The sequence below is a fragment of the Pseudoruegeria aquimaris genome (assembly GCF_900172235.1).
Taxonomy (GTDB): domain Bacteria; phylum Pseudomonadota; class Alphaproteobacteria; order Rhodobacterales; family Rhodobacteraceae; genus Pseudoruegeria; species Pseudoruegeria aquimaris.
The window spans coordinates 94,558-110,938 of the sequence record NZ_FWFQ01000012.1; the positions used below are offsets into that span (position 1 = coordinate 94,558).

The 16,381-nt window shown below is 66.8% G+C and carries 16 protein-coding genes and 1 pseudogene; 10 read left to right on the plus strand and 7 right to left on the minus strand.

The genetic code is table 11. The features are described 5' to 3' along the window. Window positions 1–3 precede the first annotated feature (3 nt). Window positions 4–885: a LysR family transcriptional regulator gene (locus PSA7680_RS09990; RefSeq protein ID WP_085868567.1), complete on the minus strand. Its 882-nt coding sequence runs from the start codon at window positions 883–885 to the stop codon at window positions 4–6. Window positions 886–1,020: 135 nt separating this feature from the next. Here PSA7680_RS09990 and urtA point away from each other — a divergent pair, with 135 nt between their 5' ends. The 6 genes and pseudogenes from urtA (at window position 1,021) to PSA7680_RS10020 (ending at window position 8,754) form a co-directional block, all read left to right on the plus strand. After that, window positions 1,021–2,298: an urea ABC transporter substrate-binding protein gene (urtA, locus tag PSA7680_RS09995; protein WP_085868568.1), complete on the plus strand. Its 1,278-nt coding sequence runs from the start codon at window positions 1,021–1,023 to the stop codon at window positions 2,296–2,298. 73 nt (window positions 2,299–2,371) lie between these two features. Continuing rightward, a pseudogene (gene urtB / locus PSA7680_RS10000) lies at window positions 2,372–4,329 on the plus strand (urea ABC transporter permease subunit UrtB). A 259-nt stretch (window positions 4,330–4,588) separates the two neighbouring features. Then, window positions 4,589–5,761 carry an urea ABC transporter permease subunit UrtC gene (gene urtC / locus PSA7680_RS10005; protein WP_085868569.1) on the plus strand — a complete coding sequence of 391 codons (1,173 nt, stop codon included), beginning with the start codon at window positions 4,589–4,591 and terminating at the stop codon, window positions 5,759–5,761. Further along, window positions 5,758–6,498: an urea ABC transporter ATP-binding protein UrtD gene (gene urtD, locus PSA7680_RS10010; protein WP_085868570.1), complete on the plus strand. Its 741-nt coding sequence runs from the start codon at window positions 5,758–5,760 to the stop codon at window positions 6,496–6,498. The genes urtC and urtD overlap by 4 nt, the downstream gene beginning before the upstream one ends. A gap of 3 nt (window positions 6,499–6,501) precedes the next feature. Beyond that, window positions 6,502–7,197 carry an urea ABC transporter ATP-binding subunit UrtE gene (gene urtE, locus PSA7680_RS10015; protein ID WP_085868571.1) on the plus strand — a complete coding sequence of 232 codons (696 nt, stop codon included), beginning with the start codon at window positions 6,502–6,504 and terminating at the stop codon, window positions 7,195–7,197. 177 nt (window positions 7,198–7,374) lie between these two features. Next, the gene (locus tag PSA7680_RS10020; protein ID WP_085868572.1) at window positions 7,375–8,754 is read left to right on the plus strand and encodes an FAD-binding oxidoreductase; all 1,380 of its coding nucleotides are present in this window, start codon (window positions 7,375–7,377) and stop codon (window positions 8,752–8,754) included. Window positions 8,755–8,798: 44 nt separating this feature from the next. Here the strand turns inward: PSA7680_RS10020 and PSA7680_RS10025 are convergent, their stop codons facing one another. Together PSA7680_RS10025 and PSA7680_RS10030 are read right to left on the minus strand one after the other, a co-directional pair. Beyond that, entirely contained in the window at window positions 8,799–10,163 is a 1,365-nt protein-coding gene (locus PSA7680_RS10025) for a D-alanyl-D-alanine carboxypeptidase family protein (protein WP_245824575.1), read from the minus strand. Window positions 10,164–10,420: 257 nt separating this feature from the next. Then, window positions 10,421–11,119 carry an HAD family hydrolase gene (locus PSA7680_RS10030; protein ID WP_176244115.1) on the minus strand — a complete coding sequence of 233 codons (699 nt, stop codon included), beginning with the start codon at window positions 11,117–11,119 and terminating at the stop codon, window positions 10,421–10,423. 127 nt (window positions 11,120–11,246) lie between these two features. Between PSA7680_RS10030 and clpS the strand changes: the two genes are divergently transcribed. From clpS to PSA7680_RS10045, 3 genes are read left to right on the plus strand one after another with little or no spacing between them, the layout of a single operon-like run. Then, window positions 11,247–11,567 carry an ATP-dependent Clp protease adapter ClpS gene (clpS, locus tag PSA7680_RS10035; RefSeq protein ID WP_085868587.1) on the plus strand — a complete coding sequence of 107 codons (321 nt, stop codon included), beginning with the start codon at window positions 11,247–11,249 and terminating at the stop codon, window positions 11,565–11,567. Window positions 11,568–11,587: 20 nt separating this feature from the next. Beyond that, a complete protein-coding gene (locus PSA7680_RS10040; RefSeq protein WP_085868574.1) occupies window positions 11,588–12,601 on the plus strand; it encodes a class I SAM-dependent methyltransferase in 1,014 nt (337 codons plus the stop codon). A gap of 27 nt (window positions 12,602–12,628) precedes the next feature. After that, window positions 12,629–13,435 (plus strand): SDR family NAD(P)-dependent oxidoreductase, encoded by an 807-nt coding sequence (locus tag PSA7680_RS10045; RefSeq protein ID WP_085868575.1) that lies wholly within the window; start codon window positions 12,629–12,631, stop codon window positions 13,433–13,435. A gap of 54 nt (window positions 13,436–13,489) precedes the next feature. Here PSA7680_RS10045 and PSA7680_RS10050 read toward each other — a convergent pair whose 3' ends face one another. Then, window positions 13,490–13,912: a hypothetical protein gene (locus tag PSA7680_RS10050; RefSeq protein ID WP_085868576.1), complete on the minus strand. Its 423-nt coding sequence runs from the start codon at window positions 13,910–13,912 to the stop codon at window positions 13,490–13,492. A 187-nt stretch (window positions 13,913–14,099) separates the two neighbouring features. Between PSA7680_RS10050 and hemF the strand changes: the two genes are divergently transcribed. Next, window positions 14,100–14,993 (plus strand): oxygen-dependent coproporphyrinogen oxidase, encoded by an 894-nt coding sequence (hemF, locus tag PSA7680_RS10055; protein ID WP_085868577.1) that lies wholly within the window; start codon window positions 14,100–14,102, stop codon window positions 14,991–14,993. A gap of 9 nt (window positions 14,994–15,002) precedes the next feature. On the opposite strand, the gene PSA7680_RS10060 is transcribed toward hemF, so the two are convergent. From PSA7680_RS10060 to PSA7680_RS10070, 3 genes are all read right to left on the minus strand, one after another. Next, the gene (locus PSA7680_RS10060; RefSeq protein ID WP_085868578.1) at window positions 15,003–15,527 is read right to left on the minus strand and encodes a GNAT family N-acetyltransferase; all 525 of its coding nucleotides are present in this window, start codon (window positions 15,525–15,527) and stop codon (window positions 15,003–15,005) included. Continuing rightward, a complete protein-coding gene (locus PSA7680_RS10065) occupies window positions 15,524–16,093 on the minus strand; it encodes a helix-turn-helix domain-containing protein (protein WP_085868588.1) in 570 nt (189 codons plus the stop codon). Before PSA7680_RS10065 ends, PSA7680_RS10060 begins: the two co-directional genes overlap by 4 nt. 96 nt (window positions 16,094–16,189) lie before the next feature. Then, window positions 16,190–16,381 (minus strand): transposase (locus PSA7680_RS10070; protein ID WP_217808310.1); only part of this gene is annotated, 192 nt, incomplete at its 5' end.

Genomic DNA, 16,381 nt, shown 5'->3' on the forward strand with positions numbered 1-16,381 from the left:
AGCTCAGCCCTGCAAGGCTTCCGCAAGCTGCGCGGCAAACCGCGCAGCCGCGTTGGGCAGCTTCCGGCCTTCCTGCCGGCACAGCACCAGCCGCGCGGCGGGAAACTTGAAGATCTCCAGCGCCGCGGCCTCCGCCCCGTCACGCCACGCCTCCGGCACATCCATCCGCGGCCAGATCTGGAGCGTCGGCCGGCCCGTGGCCCGGTGCGGCCGCATCAGACCCTCCGTCACCTGCCCCGGCGCGACCTCGAGCCGCCGCGCCTTGAACTGCACGTCGATGAACTCCCTCAGCCCGGAGCCCTCCGGCGGCAGGATCACGTCATGTTCCAGGAAATGCTGGTTGTGCAGCACCGGCGGCGCGCCCGCATCCGCCGGCACGACGCCGCACAGCGCCACGGGTTCCGAGAGCAGCGTCGTCACGCCGGAGCGATACTGGGGCTGCAGGATGAGCGCGAGATCGCACCGCCCCTCCGAAAGCGCCTGCGAGAAGCCGTCCGAGGCGGCGACGCCGATCTCGAAGCTCACGCCGGGGTGGGCGTTTCGGAAGCGGTTCACCTCGGCCTGGAGAAATCCGTGCACCAATTCCGGGCTGACCGCCACGCGCACATGCCCGATTCTTGTGCCCTGCAACTCCGAAACCGTTTCGCCTATGCCGCGAATTTCATCAAGGTGCGCAACGAATTGGCGATAATACATCTCTCCCACGGTAGAGAGCCTCACCCCCTGCGGCAGGCGATCAAACAGCGGCGCTCCGATCTCCGCTTCCAGCGCCTTGATCTGCCTGTTCAGGGCCGAGGGTGAAATCGCCAAGGATTCCGAAGCCTTACGAAAGGATCCCGCTCGCACGATCGCCCGGATGGCGGCGTAGATCTGCAAGTGTCGCATCCGCGCCTCCCCATCGCGTTGCAAAATATGCAACAGTACGTGCCATATTTTGCTACAGACAGCAACAGCCTAATCCTTAACCGTTACGGCGACGCTGGCGCTGCCCGGCGATCGACGAAACGAAGGGACACACTCATGATGAAGAAACTGCTCGCCACCACCACGGCCCTGGCCTGCCTTGCCGGCGCCGCCCAGGCCGAATGCACCGATCCGATCAAGGTCGGCGTGCTGCACTCGCTCTCCGGCACCATGGCCATCTCCGAAACCACCCTGAAAGACACCATCCTGATGCTGGTGGACGACCAGAACGCCAAGGGTGGCCTGCTGGGCTGCGAGCTTGAAGCCGTCGTCGTCGATCCCGCCTCCGACTGGCCGCTCTTCGCCGAGAAGGCGCGCGAACTGCTGACCGTGCACGACGTGGACGTGATCTTCGGCAACTGGACGTCGGTGTCCCGCAAGTCCGTGCTGCCCGTGATCGAAGAGCTGAACGGCATGCTGTTCTACCCGGTGCAGTATGAGGGCGAGGAAAGCTCCAAGAACGTCTTCTACACCGGCGCCGCCCCCAACCAGCAGGCGATCCCGGCCACCGATTACTTCCTCGATGAACTCGGCGTCGAGAAATTCGCGCTTCTGGGCACCGACTACGTCTACCCGCGCACCACAAACAAGATCCTCGAGCAATACCTGAAAGACAAAGGCATCCCTGCCGAGGACATCTTCGTGAACTACACGCCCTTCGGCCACTCCGACTGGTCCAAGATCGTGGCCGACGTCGTCGCGCTCGGCGAAGACGGCAAGAAGGTGGGCGTGATCTCCACCATCAACGGTGACGCCAACATCGGCTTCTACAAGGAACTCGCCGCCGCGGGCGTCTCCGCCGACGACATCCCCGTCGTGGCCTTCTCCGTGGGCGAAGAAGAGCTCTCCGGCCTCGACACCACCAACCTCGTCGGCCACCTCGCCGCCTGGAACTACTTCCAGTCCGCCGACACCGAAGCCAACGAAGCCTTCGTCGCCAAATGGAAAGCCCGCATGGGCGAAGACCGCGTGACGAACGACCCGATGGAAGCCCATTACATCGGCTTCAACATGTGGGTGAACGCCGTCACCGATGCCGGCACCACCGACGTGGACGCCGTGCGCATGGCGATGTACGGGCAGGAATTCCCGAACCTGACCGGCGGCACCGCCGTGATGCTGCCCAACCACCACCTCACCAAGCCGGTGCTGATCGGCGAGATCCAGGAAGACGGCCAGTTCGACATCATCTCGCAAACGGAAGAAGTGCCGGGTGACGCCTGGACGGATTTCCTGCCGGAAAGCGCAGTTCTGAAGTCCGATTGGAAAGATCTCGGCTGCGGGATGTACAACACCGAGACCGAAACCTGCGTGCAGCTGAAGTCCAACTACTGATCGCTTCAGCCCATCCGAACAGACAGAAGGGGGCTTCGGCCCCCTTCCTTCCGAGCAGAGCAGCCCACCTTCCATGATCAAGCACGTCCTGACCCTCTGCGTGGCCATCGCCGCGCTGGTGGCAAGCCTCGTGGCCGCCCCGGCCCAGCCCGCCACCATCGAAACGATCCTTGCCGAACACGAGGCGATCATCGCCAAGGGCTCCCGCAAGACGATCGAACCCGCCATCGACGCCTTGAAGACCAGCGGCCTTCCGGAGGCCCAGGCCATCCTCGAGAAATGGCAGGCCAAGGAGCTCTGGCAGCGCAAGGCGGACAAGCGTTTCTTCACCGCCGAGAAACAGGAGGACGGCAGCTACCGCCTCTTCGATCCCACCACCGGCGCCGAAGCGGGAAGCGCCGAGAAGAAGGCGCTCAAGCAGATCAAGCCCAACGCGGGCGTGCGCGGGCTGATCGGGGCGGCCCTGGTGCAGTTCCAACTCATGGACCCGGACCCGGAAAGGCGCCGCGCCGCGCTCACCGCGATCGAACGCGATCCGGAAGCCAGCCACCTCGCCGCCCTGCGCGGCGCCATCGACGGCGAGACCGATCCGGCGATCAAGGCCCATAAGCAGACGCTGGAGCGCCTTCTCACCATCCGCTTCGGCGCAAGCGAGGCCGAGCGCGTGGCCGCCATCGAAAGCTTCGCCGGCGATCTCTCCGTCGGCGCCCGCGCCGCGCTGAACCCGATCCTCGCCACCCGCCGCATCGCCTCCGCCACGCCGGTCGAAGGCAACATCGCCGCCACGCTCACGCCGGGCAGCGCCGCCCTGCCCGAGGCCGAGGCCTATGCGCTCCTGGTCTCCGAAGGGCTCGCCCCCGCCGCGCCGACCCGCGAAGAGATCCGCGCAGCCCTCGCCGAAAACATCACCGAAGGCCGCGTCGCCGGCGTCCCCGTGGCCAGGCTCGACACGGACGAAGCGCGCGCGCCTACGCCGGCCTCGCCGCGCAGGGCCTCGTGCCCCCGCTCGTCACCGAGGCCGACAAGGCCGAAGCGCTCGCAAGGCACCGCTTTTACGACATCTACGAAGAGCCCTCCGCCGCCGTCACGCGGGCCGCCGAGGAAACCCTCGCCGGCATCAACGCAAGGGTCGGAGTGAACCAGGCGCTTGATCTCGGGCTGGACGCGCTCTCGCTGGCCTCGATCTACTTCCTCGCCGCCATCGGCCTGGCCATCACCTTCGGCGTGATGGGCGTGATCAACATGGCCCATGGCGAGTTCATCATGATGGGCGCCTACACTGGCTACGTGGTGCAGCAGGTCGTGCCCGACTACACGCTTTCCATCATCATCGCCCTGCCGCTCGCCTTCGCCGTCACCTTCGCCGCCGGCGTGGCGATGGAGCGGCTGGTGATCCGCCACCTCTACCACCGCCCGCTGGAAACGCTGCTCGCGACCTTCGGCATCTCCGTGGCACTGCAGCAGATCGCCAAGAACATCTTCGGCACCCAGGCCCGCCCGCTCACCTCCCCGGCCTGGCTCGACGGCGCCTGGGTGCTCAACGACGTGGTCTCCATCAGCTACATCCGCATCGCCATCTTCGTGCTGGCGCTGATCTTCCTCACCCTGCTGCTCTTCGTGCTGAACCGAACGCGGCTCGGGCTCGAAGTGCGCGCCGTCACCCAGAACCCGCGCATGGCCGCCTCCATGGGCATCAACCCCGACCGCATCAACATGCTCACCTTCGGGCTGGGCTCCGGCATCGCCGGCATCGCGGGCGTCGCCATCGGGCTCTTCGCGAAGGTCACCAGCGAGTTGGGCTCCGACTACATCGTGCAGAGCTTCATGACGGTCGTCGTCGGTGGCGTCGGCAACATCTGGGGCACGCTCGCAGGCGCCACGCTGATCGGCTTCCTGCAGAAGGGCATCGAGTTCTTCAACCCGTCGAACACGCTGGCCGCCCAGACCTACATGATCATCTTCATCATCATTTTCATCCAGTTCCGCCCCCGAGGGATCATCGCTCTCAAGGGCCGCGCGGCGGGAGACTGACCATGCCGTGCCCTTCCCGAACCGCCGTGTCCGCCTTCGCTTGCGCTCAGCCGTTCGCACGGGGCAAGGCTCCCCCGGAGCCTCGCCTGATCCGTGCTCATCATCCAGTTCCGCCCCCGAGGGATCATCGCCCTCAAAGGCCGCACGGCAGGAGATTGACCATGCACTCCATGCCCAGCACCACCCCACTTTGTTCCAGAAATATCCCGGGGGGTCGCGGGGGGCTGGCCCCCCGCGCCTTCCCCACGGAGCGCCACCCATGAAACGGTCTTTCATCGCGAACAACCCGTCCGTCCTGATCTTCATCGCCTGCCTCGGCCTCTTCACCCTGGGCGTCACGCTCATGAGCGAGGCCTTCGGCACCGCCGTGATCTCCACCAGTTTCGTGAAGACGCTGGGCAAGACGCTCTGCCTCTGCCTCGTCGCCATCGCGATGGATCTCGTCTGGGGCTACTGCGGCATTCTCAGCCTCGGCCATTTCGCCTTCTTCGGGCTGGGCGGCTACATGATCGGCATGTGGCTGATGTATGCGCGCACCGAGCAGATCGTGGTGGCCTCGCTGGCCAACGCCGAGATCCCGCCCACCGCGCAGGAGGTGACGGACGCCATCGGCAACCAGATCTTCGGCGTCGTGGGGGGCAGCGATTTCCCCGCGATCTGGGCTTTCGCCGACAGCCTCGCGATCCAGCTTGCGCTGGTGGTGCTGGTGCCCGGCCTGCTGGCGCTCGTCTTCGGCTGGCTCGCCTTCCGCTCGCGCGTCACCGGCGTCTATCTCTCGATCCTCACCCAGGCCATGACGCTGGCGCTCTCGCTCTACCTGTTCCAGAACGATTCCGGCCTGCGCGGAAACAACGGGCTTTCGGGCCTGCAGAACATCCCCGGCGCCGAGGCCATCCCGCAGTCGGAGATCTCGATCTACTTCTTCTGGGCCTCCGCGCTCGCGTTGCTTCTGGGCTACCTGCTGGCGGCCTGGGTGGTGTCGGGCAAGTTCGGCTCCGTAGTGCGCGGCATCCGCGACGATGAGGCCCGCGTGCGCTTCCTCGGCTACTCGGTGGAGGGCTACAAGCTCTTCGTCTTCACCCTCACCGCCGTGATCGCCGGCATCGCCGGCGCGCTCTACTACCCGCAGGCCGGCATCATCAACCCGGCCGAGATCGCACCCATCGCCTCGATCTACCTCGCGGTCTGGGTCGCCATCGGAGGGCGCGGGCGGCTCTACGGCGCCGTCATCGGCGCGGCCACCGTCTCGCTGCTGTCGAGCTGGTTCACCGGCGGGCAGGCGCCCAGCATCAACCTCGGCTTCTACACCATCGACTGGGTGGACTGGTGGCTCGTGCTCTTGGGCTTCTCCTTCGTGCTCGTCACGCTTTTTGCGCCCAAGGGCATCGGCGGGCTGTTTGACTACCTCGTGCGCAAGGGAGATGCGAAATGAGCGCGCTTCTCGAAGTCTCCGGCGTCTCCGTCTCCTTCGACGGCTTCAAGGCGATCAACAACCTCTCCTTCCAGATCGGCCCGGCCGAGCTGCGCGCGGTGATCGGGCCAAACGGCGCCGGCAAGACGACCTTCATGGACATCGTGACCGGCAAGACGCGGCCCGATGAAGGCAGCGTGCTCTGGGGCGAGAAGAGCCAGAACCTCCTGAAGATGAGCGAAGCCAGGATCGCGCAGGCCGGGGTGGGCCGGAAATTCCAGCGCCCCACGGTCTTCGAAGATCAGAGCGTTTTCGACAACCTGCTGATGGCGCTCAAGAACGAGCGCGGCCCGCTGGAGGTGCTGTTCTACAAACGCAGCCGCGCCGATGACGCCAGGGTCGAGGCGCTGGCGGAGGAAATCGGCCTGGCCGACCAGCTGCACCGCACCTCGGGCGAGCTTTCGCACGGGCAGAAGCAATGGCTCGAAATCGGCATGTTGCTGGCGCAGGAACCGCGCCTTCTGCTTGTCGATGAACCCGCCGCCGGCATGACCCTGGCGGAGCGCGAACACACCACCGACCTGCTGCGCGAGGCCGCCAAAACCCGCGCCGTCGTCGTGGTGGAGCACGACATGGAGTTCGTGCGCCGGCTGGGGTGCAAGGTCACCGTCCTGCACGAAGGCTCGGTTCTGGCCGAGGGCTCGATCGATCACGTCACCCAAGATCCGCAAGTGATCGAAGTCTACCTGGGGCGCTAAGACATGCTGCAAACCAAAGATCTCACCCTGCATTATTCCGGCTCCCAGATCCTCTACGGGATCGACATGGCCGCCGAGCGCGGGCAGGTGACCTGCGTGATGGGCACCAACGGCGTCGGGAAAACCAGCCTGCTGAAGGCGCTGTCGGGCACGCACCACCGCTCCGGTGGCAGCTACACGCTGGATGGCGAGGCGATCGCCAAGCCCCCGGCCCATGCGCTGGCGCGCAAGGGGGTGGCCTACGTGCCGCAGGGCCGCGACATCTTCCCACTGATGACGGTGCGCGAGAACCTCGAAACCGGCTTCGCCTGCCTGCCCCGCGAAGAACGCTTCGTGCCCGAGCAGATCTTCGAGCTGTTCCCGGTGCTCAAGGAGATGGAAGGCCGCCGGGGCGGCGATCTCTCCGGCGGGCAGCAGCAGCAGCTCGCCATCGGCCGCGCCCTGATCGCCCAGCCCAAGCTTTTGCTGCTCGACGAGCCCACCGAGGGCATCCAGCCCAACATCATCCAGCAGATCGGCCGGGTGATCGAATACCTGCGCGACGAGGGCAAGATGGCGATCGTGCTAGTAGAGCAATACTTCGAATTCGCCTACGGGCTGGCCGACGAGTTCTTCGTGCTCACCCGTGGCGCGGTCTCTCTCTCAGGCTCCAAGGCGAGCCTCACGAAGGAAGAGGTCATGGCCTCGGTCTCCGTCTAGGACTGCAAGAACGCTTGGCGGCAACGCCGGATTCCCGCACTCGGGGCAAAGCTCCCGCCCGATGCCTGCGGGCGGGGACTGCCCGGCGGCGCCACCGGGCGACATGTTTCCGTCCAACCCTCTGGCCAATCCGAATGTGATGGGAAATAGTCGCTCCGCATGAAGGGGAGGGCCGCGATGACACTGGTCGAGGATCTGCACGCCGCATTGGGCGCGAAGGGCGTTCTGACGGGGCGCGACGCCGCGCCCTACGGCGAGGACTGGACGGGCAAATACAAGACGCAGCCGCTGGCCGTGGCCCGCCCGGCGAGCACCGAGGAGGTTTCGCAGGTGATGCGGATCGCCGCCCGCCACGGCGCTGCCGTGGTGCCCCTCTCCGGGCGCACCGGCCTCGTGGGCGGCGGCGCGGCCGAGGGCGCCCTCGTGCTGTCGCTCGAACGGATGAACCGCGTGCGCGAGATCCGCCCCGCCGCAAGGCTCGCGGTGGTGGAGGCCGGGGTGATCCTCTCGGCCCTGCATGCCGCCACCGAGCCCCATGGTCTCACCTTCCCAATGACTTTCGGCGCGAAGGACAGCGCCATGCTGGGCGGGCTGATGTCCACCAACGCGGGCGGCTCCAACGTGCTGCGCTACGGCAATACCCGCGCGCTGGTGCTGGGGATCGAGGTGGTGCTGCCCGATGGCCGCGTGCTCGATGCCATGAGCGAGCTGCACAAGGACAATTCCGGCTACGATCTGAAGGATCTCTTCATCGGCGCGGAGGGCACGCTCGGCGTGATCACCGCCGCGGTGGTGAAACTGGTTGAGCTTCCCGCCCACAGGGGCACCGCCTTCGTGGGGCTCGATCGTCTGGACGCGGCGCTGGATCTGCTCAACCGGCTCCAATCCGTGACCGGCGGCGCGGTGGAAGCCTTCGAATACATGCCCGAGGGCTACATGGCGCTCCACCGCAAGCTCTTCCCCGAGGCGCAGCCGCCGCTCGCCGATCTGCACCCGGTGCAGATCCTCGTCGAGGTCGGCGCGGCCACCAAAGATGTGCCGGAGAAGATGACGGAGGTGCTGGCCGCGATGCTGGAGGACGGCAGCCTGAGCGATGCGGCCATCGCCCAGAACGCCGCCCAGCGCGCCGCCTTCTGGAAGGTGCGTGAAAGCGCGGCGGAGCTGGCCTTCCACTGCCGCCCCTTCGTGGACAGCGACATCTCGGTGCCGGTGGACAAGGTCGCCGCCTTCCTTGAGGCCTACGAGGCCCGTTTCCCCGAGATCGACCCCGGCGCCGAGGCGCTCGTGGTCTCGCACCTGGGCGACGGCAACATCCACCACACGATCTGGCCCAAGCGGCAGGATCCCGAGGTGCTCGATGCCCTGCGGGCGCTGGTGGAAGAGATCGTGGGCGAGCTGCGCGGCAGTTTCTCGGCCGAACATGGCATCGGCCATTCCAAGCAGGCGACGATGGCCCGGCGCAAGGATCCGGTGGCGGTGAGCGTGATGCGCGCGATCAAATCCGCGCTGGACCCGGACGACCGGATGAACCCCGGCAAGGTGCTGCCGCCTCTGTAGGGCGGTCCGGCGCGCGCGCAACTCCGGCAGGCAGGTCTGACGCCTCAGGCCGGGCCGTTCACCACGCAGACGCCGTTGCGGGCGATGATGCGCTTGCAGGCGAGATCGGCCTTGCCCTCGCTCAGCCCCCGGAACTGCGCCTCGAAGCCCTTGCGGGATTTCACCACGGTGCGCTGTGCCCCTTCGAGCGTGTCGATCTCGTCCAGCGCGGTGCGCAACAGCGCCTTCTCGGCCATGTATTGCGAACTGTAGAGGCCCACCGTCACGCTGTAGCGCTTCTCGCCGTTCAGCGTCGCACGGGAGATCACCCTCTGCACGTTGTCGAACAGGCGGCCTTCCGGCTTCACCGAGGCCAGGGTGACTTCCTCCGGCCGTGTCACCGGCGTGATGGCGACCGTCGGGGCGCCCTCTTCCGCATCGAGGCGGGATTCGTCGTAGGTGGCCTCCTGCGCCTCCTGCACGGCCTGCTCGATGTCGCTCTTCAGCGCCAGCAGCACCGGATCGGCGGTCGCGCCCGGGCGCGGCATGGGCCGCAGGCTCGTCTTGACCGCCGTCACCTTGCGCTCGATCACCCCACCGGCATCGGCCAGCGCGTAGTTCGGGCCGGAGGGCTTGCGGGTCGGCGCGTTGGAAGGCGCCTTGCGGAAGCCCAGGTCCAGCAGTTCCGCCACCCGCGCGTTGCGCGTGGCGGTGGAGCGGCCGCCGAAGACGGTGGCGATGATGCGCTCGTTGCCGCGCTCGGCGGAGGCCACGAGGTTGAACCCGGCGGCGCGGGTGTAGCCCGTCTTGATCCCGTCGGCGCCCTTGTAGGCGGCGAGGAAGCGGCGGTTGGTGTTGTTCACCGTCTTGATCCCGGCATCGGTGGAGCGGCGGGAGAAGAGATTGTAGTATTGCGGGTAGTCGTAGAAGAGATGGCGCCCCAGCGTCGTCATGTCCCGCGCGGTGGAGAGGTGGCCCTCTTCGGTGAGCCCGTGGGCGTTCTTGAAGGTGGTGCGCGTCATGCCCAGCGCCTTGGCCGTGCGGTTCATGCGGCGGGCGAAGGCGGCCTCGCTGCCCTCGATGGCCTCGCCGATGGCGGTGGCGGCGTCATTGGCGGATTTGACCGCCGCCGCCCGCACGAGGTATCGCAGCTTGATCTTCTGTCCGGCCCGCAGCCCGAGCTTGGAGGGCGGCTCGGAAGCGGCCTTGGACGAGATCCGAACCATCGTATCCATCGTGATCTCGCCGTTCTTCACGGCTTCGAACGCGATGTAGAGCGTCATCATCTTCGTCAGAGAGGCCGGATGCAGCCGGGTATCGGCGTTCTCGGAGTGCAGCACCTCCCCCGTGCGCGCATCGATCACCATGTCCGCGTAGGGTGCGGCGAGGGCCACGATCGGGGCCGTCAGCACAACCCAGAAGAGTGCCAATGCAAGGGAGTACCTACGGAAATTCCGCTCGAGACGCTGTCCCACGTCGTTTGCCTCTCAACTGCCTCAAACCGCCGTGTTTTCACGGTCGGCCTTTTTATCCTTGGTTGAACCGTAACATAGGCCGGGAGATGCGGAAACCCATTTGTTTCTTGGCAGTTGCGCCTGTTGTCAACGCGCATTTCCAAAATCTGGGGGCGCGGTGCCAACCACCCCCAAGATGTTCCGGGCGCGCCCCGAACGCCGCGCCGAAATCTCTAAAAAGACTGTATCAAATCCGGCAACAATCCAAGGCGCTCGATCTCCCGGAAGCGGGGGTGGCCCTCCGGCGTGTCGCCATGCTCGTAGACCCAGGTCAGCGGATGGGGCACGTAGACACCCCACGCACCTGCCGCCAGCGCCGGCAGAACGTCCGAACGCAGCGAATTGCCTACCATCACCGCCCGTGACGCCCCCTCGCCGTGGCGCGCGAAGATCTCCCTGTAGGTCGCCTCCGTCTTGTCCGATACGATCTCCACCCCGTCGAACAGCTCCCCCAGCCCCGACTGCGCCAGCTTGCGTTCCTGGTCCAGCAGATCGCCCTTGGTGATGAGCAGCAGCCGGTGGCTGTCCGCAAGCGCCTCGACGGCCTCCCGGGCATCAGGCAGAAGGTGGATCGGATGGCGCAGCATCTCCTGCCCAGCGGCGATCAGTTCGCGCACCACGCTGCCCGGCACGCGATCCTCCGTGACGTCCAGCGCGGTTTCGATCATGGAGAGAACGAAGCCCTTGATGCCGAAGCCGTAGTGGCCGAGGTTGCGCCGCTCCGCCTCCAGCAGCCGGGCCTCCAGATCGGCCGGGTCGGCGAAATCCTTCAGCAGAAGCGCGAATCGTTGCTGGGTCAGCCGAAAGAACTGCTCGTTCTGCCAGAGCGTGTCGTCGGCGTCGAAGGCCACGGTTGTGGGTTTTTCAAGCATCTTCAAGGCATTGGCGGCCAGAGTCGGCCTGCCCTCTTTTCTCTGACGAAGAAGCGCATATATTGTCGCCTCTGAGGCCAAACCGGAAGCTGCTTTGCATCATATGTCCAAACAAACGCCCTTCTTGATGTCCGACAAGAACGATCAGGGTGACGGCGATACTGGCGTGCTGACGAAAACACGCAGCAAGACGGCCCGGCCGCCCTTGTACAAGGTTCTGCTGCTCAACGACGATTACACCCCGATGGAATTCGTCGTCCACGTGCTGGAACGTTTCTTCGGCCTGAGCCACCAGCAGAGCTTCGAAATCATGCTGACCGTGCACAAGAAGGGTGTTGCCGTCGTCGGGGTTTTCTCGCACGAGATCGCCGAAACCAAGGTGACGCAGGTGATGGATTACGCCCGTCGCCACCAGCATCCCCTGCAATGCACCATGGAAAAGGAGTAGCGGGCCCGGCCCCGCCGCCCATGCAGAACGCACGCCTTTCCCTCGCGCTCGCCGCGCAAGAGGTCCAGCTGCCTGGCGAGGGCCGCATCCTCTGCCTGCGGGCGCGCGCCGAGGACGATCTCTCGGCCCTTCCAAAGGAGCGGCTGGACATCGTCCAGAGCTTTCAACCGGATCACGCGGCGCTGACGGCGCGCGGCTTTCACCTTCTGGACGCACCCGCGCCCACGCCCTATGCCGCCGCCATCGTATTCCTGCCGCGCTCCAAGCCGGAAGCGCAGCTGCTGATCGCGCAGGCCGTGGCCGCGACGAACGGCGGCCTCGTGCTGGTGGACGGGCAGAAGACGGACGGCGTGGACAGCCTGCTGAAAGCCACCCGCAAGCTGGCCGGCGGCCCCGTCAGCGCCTTTTCCAAGGCGCATGGCAAGCTGTTCTGGTTCACCGGCGGCGGCGCCTTCGACGATTGGGCCGAGACGCGCGTCGCTTCGCCCGAAGGGTTCCGCACCGTGCCCGGCGTCTTCTCCGCCGACCGGATCGACCGCGGCTCCGCCCTGCTCGCCGAGGCGCTGCCCGCCAAGCTCGCGGGCCATGTCGTCGATCTCGGGGCCGGCTGGGGCTATCTCTCCCGCGCGATCCTCGCGCGCGAAGCGGTGGAAAGGCTCGATCTGGTGGAAGCCGAGCGCCTTGCGCTGGACTGCGCCCGGGCCAACGTCGCCGATCCGCGCGCGCGGTTCCATTGGGCCGACGCCACGAGCTTCACCCCCGACAGCCCCTGCGACGTGGTGGTGATGAACCCGCCCTTCCACGCCGGGCGCGCCGGGGATCCGGCGCTGGGGCAGGCCTTCATCGACACCGCCGCGCGCATCCTGAAGCCCGGCGGCAGCCTCTGGATGGTCGCCAACCGGCACCTGCCCTACGAGGGCAGGCTTGCAACGCTCTTCCGTGACGTTACGGAAGCAGGCGGTGACAGCGGCTTCAAAATTTTCTATGCCCAAGGGCCCGTGCGCCGCAGATCCGCCCAGCGCCGGGGGGCATGAGCCAGCAAAGCAGCAGGATCTCTCATCATGTCATTCTCCATCTCCGGCAAAACCGCCATCGTGACGGGCGCGGCCAACGGCATCGGCCTCGCGATCGCGCGCCACTTCGCCGACCAGGGCGCAAACGTCATGTTCGCCGACATGGACGAAACCCGCCTCGTGGAGGAACTCGGCGAGCAGGTGGACGAAGGCAACATCCGCTATTTCGCGGGCGACCTGCGTGAAAAGCTCACCATCGCCAACCTGCTCTCGGCCACGCTTGATGCCTTCGACCGGGTGGACATTCTCGTCAACGCCTGCCGGCAGGTCTGCAAGTCCGATCCGCTCAACGCCGACGACGACGCCGTGGAAGCGCTGCTGCGCCAGAATCTGCTGACGTCGCTGCGCCTGTCCCAGCTCGTGGCCAAGCGCATGAAGCACCAGGCCGAGGAAGACGGCTCCGAAGAGGGCTCCATCGGCACGATCATCAACCTTTCCTCCATCGCCGCACGCCGCACCCACCCCGACCTGATGGCCTATTCGATCAGTTCCGCCGCGCTGGACCAGATGACCCGTTCGCTCGCCGTGGCACTGGCGAAGGACAGGATCCGCGTCAACGGCGTGGCCTTCGGCAGCGTGATGAGCGCCAGCCTGCAATCCGTTCTGAAAGACACGCCGGACTACCGCGAGACGATCATCGCCTCCACCCCGATGGAGCGGATCGCCTCGGCAAGCGAAGTGGCCGAGGCGGTGCAGTTCCTCGCCTCCCCGGCGGCGGATTTCATGACGGGGCAGATCCTGACGGTGGACGGCGGGCGCACGCTGCTGGATCCGGTCACGACCGCGGCGCACTGAAGCCACTTCAACCACTGAAGCAAAGTCACCCGGCACGCCTTGCGCCGGCCAGCCTCAGCCCGCCTTGGCAGGCGGGGCCGGCGCAGCCTCTGGCGGGAATTGCGCGTTGCAGGCGGCCACGGGCGCCTCGGCCTCCTTGGCCAGCCGGCGCCGCTGCTGCTTGAGCGAGGCCAGCTTCGCCTTCTCCTGATTCACGTCCACGGCCACCGGCCGCGTCACCGGCGTGGCGCGCTGGGTGGGGCAGGTATACATGCGGCCCCAGCGATCCCTGCACCAGTCAAAGCCGGTGGTGATGCGGTAGTCCGTCGTCAGCCCGAACCCCCGCTCGATGTTGGCCTCGGTTTCGAGGATCAGCTGATCGACCGTGCGCAGATCCTGAGTCGCCGCGTTCAGGCACCGCTCGCGCGGCGTGCTGCAGGAGGCCAGCAGAAGCGCGGCGGCGGGAAGCAGGGCGAGGGAAAGCGTGCGGTGCGTCATGGGAACATCCTAACCGAGCCTGCCGAAAGGACAATCCCGCAGCAATCCCCGCACGCACGCCCCCCGCACGCAAGCCCCGATCGCACCCCCCTGCCCGCGTCCATTCACGCACTGGCCCTTTGCCGGCAAACCCGCTAGGGCGGGAGCAACCGGCGCCCCGCGCGCCGCAGCAAGGGAAGGGCCCGTCATGAGCGAAGATTTCGACGAACGCAAAGCGCGCGCCTCCGGCTGGTTCCGCAGCCTGCGCGACCAGATCGTTGCCGCCTTCGAGGCACTGGAGGACAGCCAGGTGGAAGGGCCGTTCGCCGCGCGCCCGGCCGGCCGCTTCGAGGTCTCCGAGACCCGCCGCACAGCACCCGACGGCGGCGATGCCGGGGGCGGGCTGATGAGCGTCATGCGCGGCGGCCGCGTCTTCGAGAAGGTGGGCGTGAACGTCTCCACCGTCTACGGCACGCTCGGCGAGCGGGCGCAGGCCGCCATGGCCGCGCGCAAGGATCTGCCCGGCATCAAGGAAGATCCCCGCTTCTGGGCGTCGGGCATCTCGCTCGTGGCGCACATGCAGAACCCGCACACGCCGGCCGTCCACATGAACACCCGCATGTTCTGGACACCGCACGGCTGGTGGTTCGGCGGTGGCGCCGATCTGAACCCCTGCATCGAATACGAGGCCGACACCGAAAGTTTCCACGCCACTCTTAAGGCCCATTGCGACAAGCACGACGCCACCTACTACCCCCGCTTCAAGGCCTGGGCGGACGACTATTTCTTCATCCCCCACCGCGGCCGCGCGCGCGGGGTCGGCGGCATCTTCTACGACGATCTGAACACCCGCGACTGGGAGGCGGATTTCGCCTTCACGCAGGATGTCGGCCGGGCGTTCCTGCCGGCCTTCCTGCCCACGGTGGAGGCGCACCGCAACCAGCCCTTCACCGAGGCAGACAAGGACGCCCAGCTCGTGCATCGCGGGCTCTATGCCGAATACAATCTCGTCTACGACCGCGGCACCAAGTTCGGGCTGGAAACCGGGCATGACGCCAATGCCGTCCTGATGAGCCTGCCGCCGCTGGCGAAGTGGGTCTGACGCGCAGGTCTAAAGCGGCTTGAACATGTAGGTGGTGGACTCCAGCCGCGCTGCGTCCACGGCGCGGCAGTAGCCCGGGATCACCCCGGCCACCTCGAACCCGAGGCTGGCATAGAGCGGCTCGGCACTGTCGCCCGTGCGGGTGTCGAGCGTGAGCAGGCTGCGGCCCAGCCCGCGCGCCTCGGCCTCGGCCGCCGCCATCAGCGCGCGCGCAACGCCCCTGCGCCGGGCCTGCGGATGCACCAGAAGCTTGGCGATCTCGGCCCGGTGGGGCTGGTTCTCGGGCATGTCCAGCACCAGTTGCACGGTGCCCACGAGCCGCCCCTCCACCCGCGCGCCGAACAGCCTGCGCGCGCCCGATGCCACGCAGGGCGCGATCCGCGAAGCCCAGAAATCACGAGCCTTGCCGCGGCCGAACGGCAGGATGAAGCCGACGCTTGCCCCGTCCAGCACGCAGGCCGACAGCACCTCGGCCAGCGCTTCGAGGTCCGGGCCGCCGGCGAGCCTGTCCATCGCGGAGATCTCGACCGTCATGCCATGCCCCCCGGCCGGACGATGCCGAGCACGTAGCGCGCGCCCGTCTCGGCGGCGCAGCGGAAGCGACTGTTTCCGTAGAGCCGGTAGCGCAGCGCATCCCCGGCCTTCAATGCATGGGCAACGTCCCCGAGGATGACCTCAAGCGCGCCGTCCAACAGGTAGAGGTGGTGTTCCAACCCCGGTGTCGGCGGCCCGTCGTAGCGGATGTCCGCTCCCGGAGCGAGCTGACATTCCAGCAGTTCGCCGGCAAAGCCGCGCGCCGGCGGCGAGACCGCGCGGCGGCGGAAACCGGCGTCCGCATCCCACCACTCGGCCTGCTCGTCGCGCGCGACACGGGCCTGCGGCTGCTCCTCGACCGCCAGCAGCAGCGCGGACATCGGCAGCCCGTAGACCCGGCACAACCGCCCCAGCGCCTCCGTCGTCGGGCTGGTTGCGCCCGTTTCCATGCGCGAGAGCGTGGCCCGGCTCACGCCGCTTTCCCGCGCAACCGCCTCCAGCGAAAGCCTGCGGTCCTCCCGTTCGCTGCGCAACCGCGCCGCCAGCCGTGTGTTCAGATCCGTCATTTCCATCCCCAAATTGGGAATCATTCCCATATCAGAGACTACGTAGTCCCGACGCGGCCGGGCAAGAAAAACCCGGCTCACCAGAGGCGCGCCGGGCTAGGTCGTGGACTCATAATGTCTGATCCAGAGCCTTGAGCAAGCGAGGTGAAGTGCGGCGAGGAAGTTTGCTGCGGTTTTGAAGTATCGCGTTGCGATGCCGCGGAAGTGTTTGAGACGATTGAAGAACCGTTCGACCTTGTTGCGTTCGCGGTAGAGGTCTCGGTCGACGGTCCTGACCACGCGGACGTT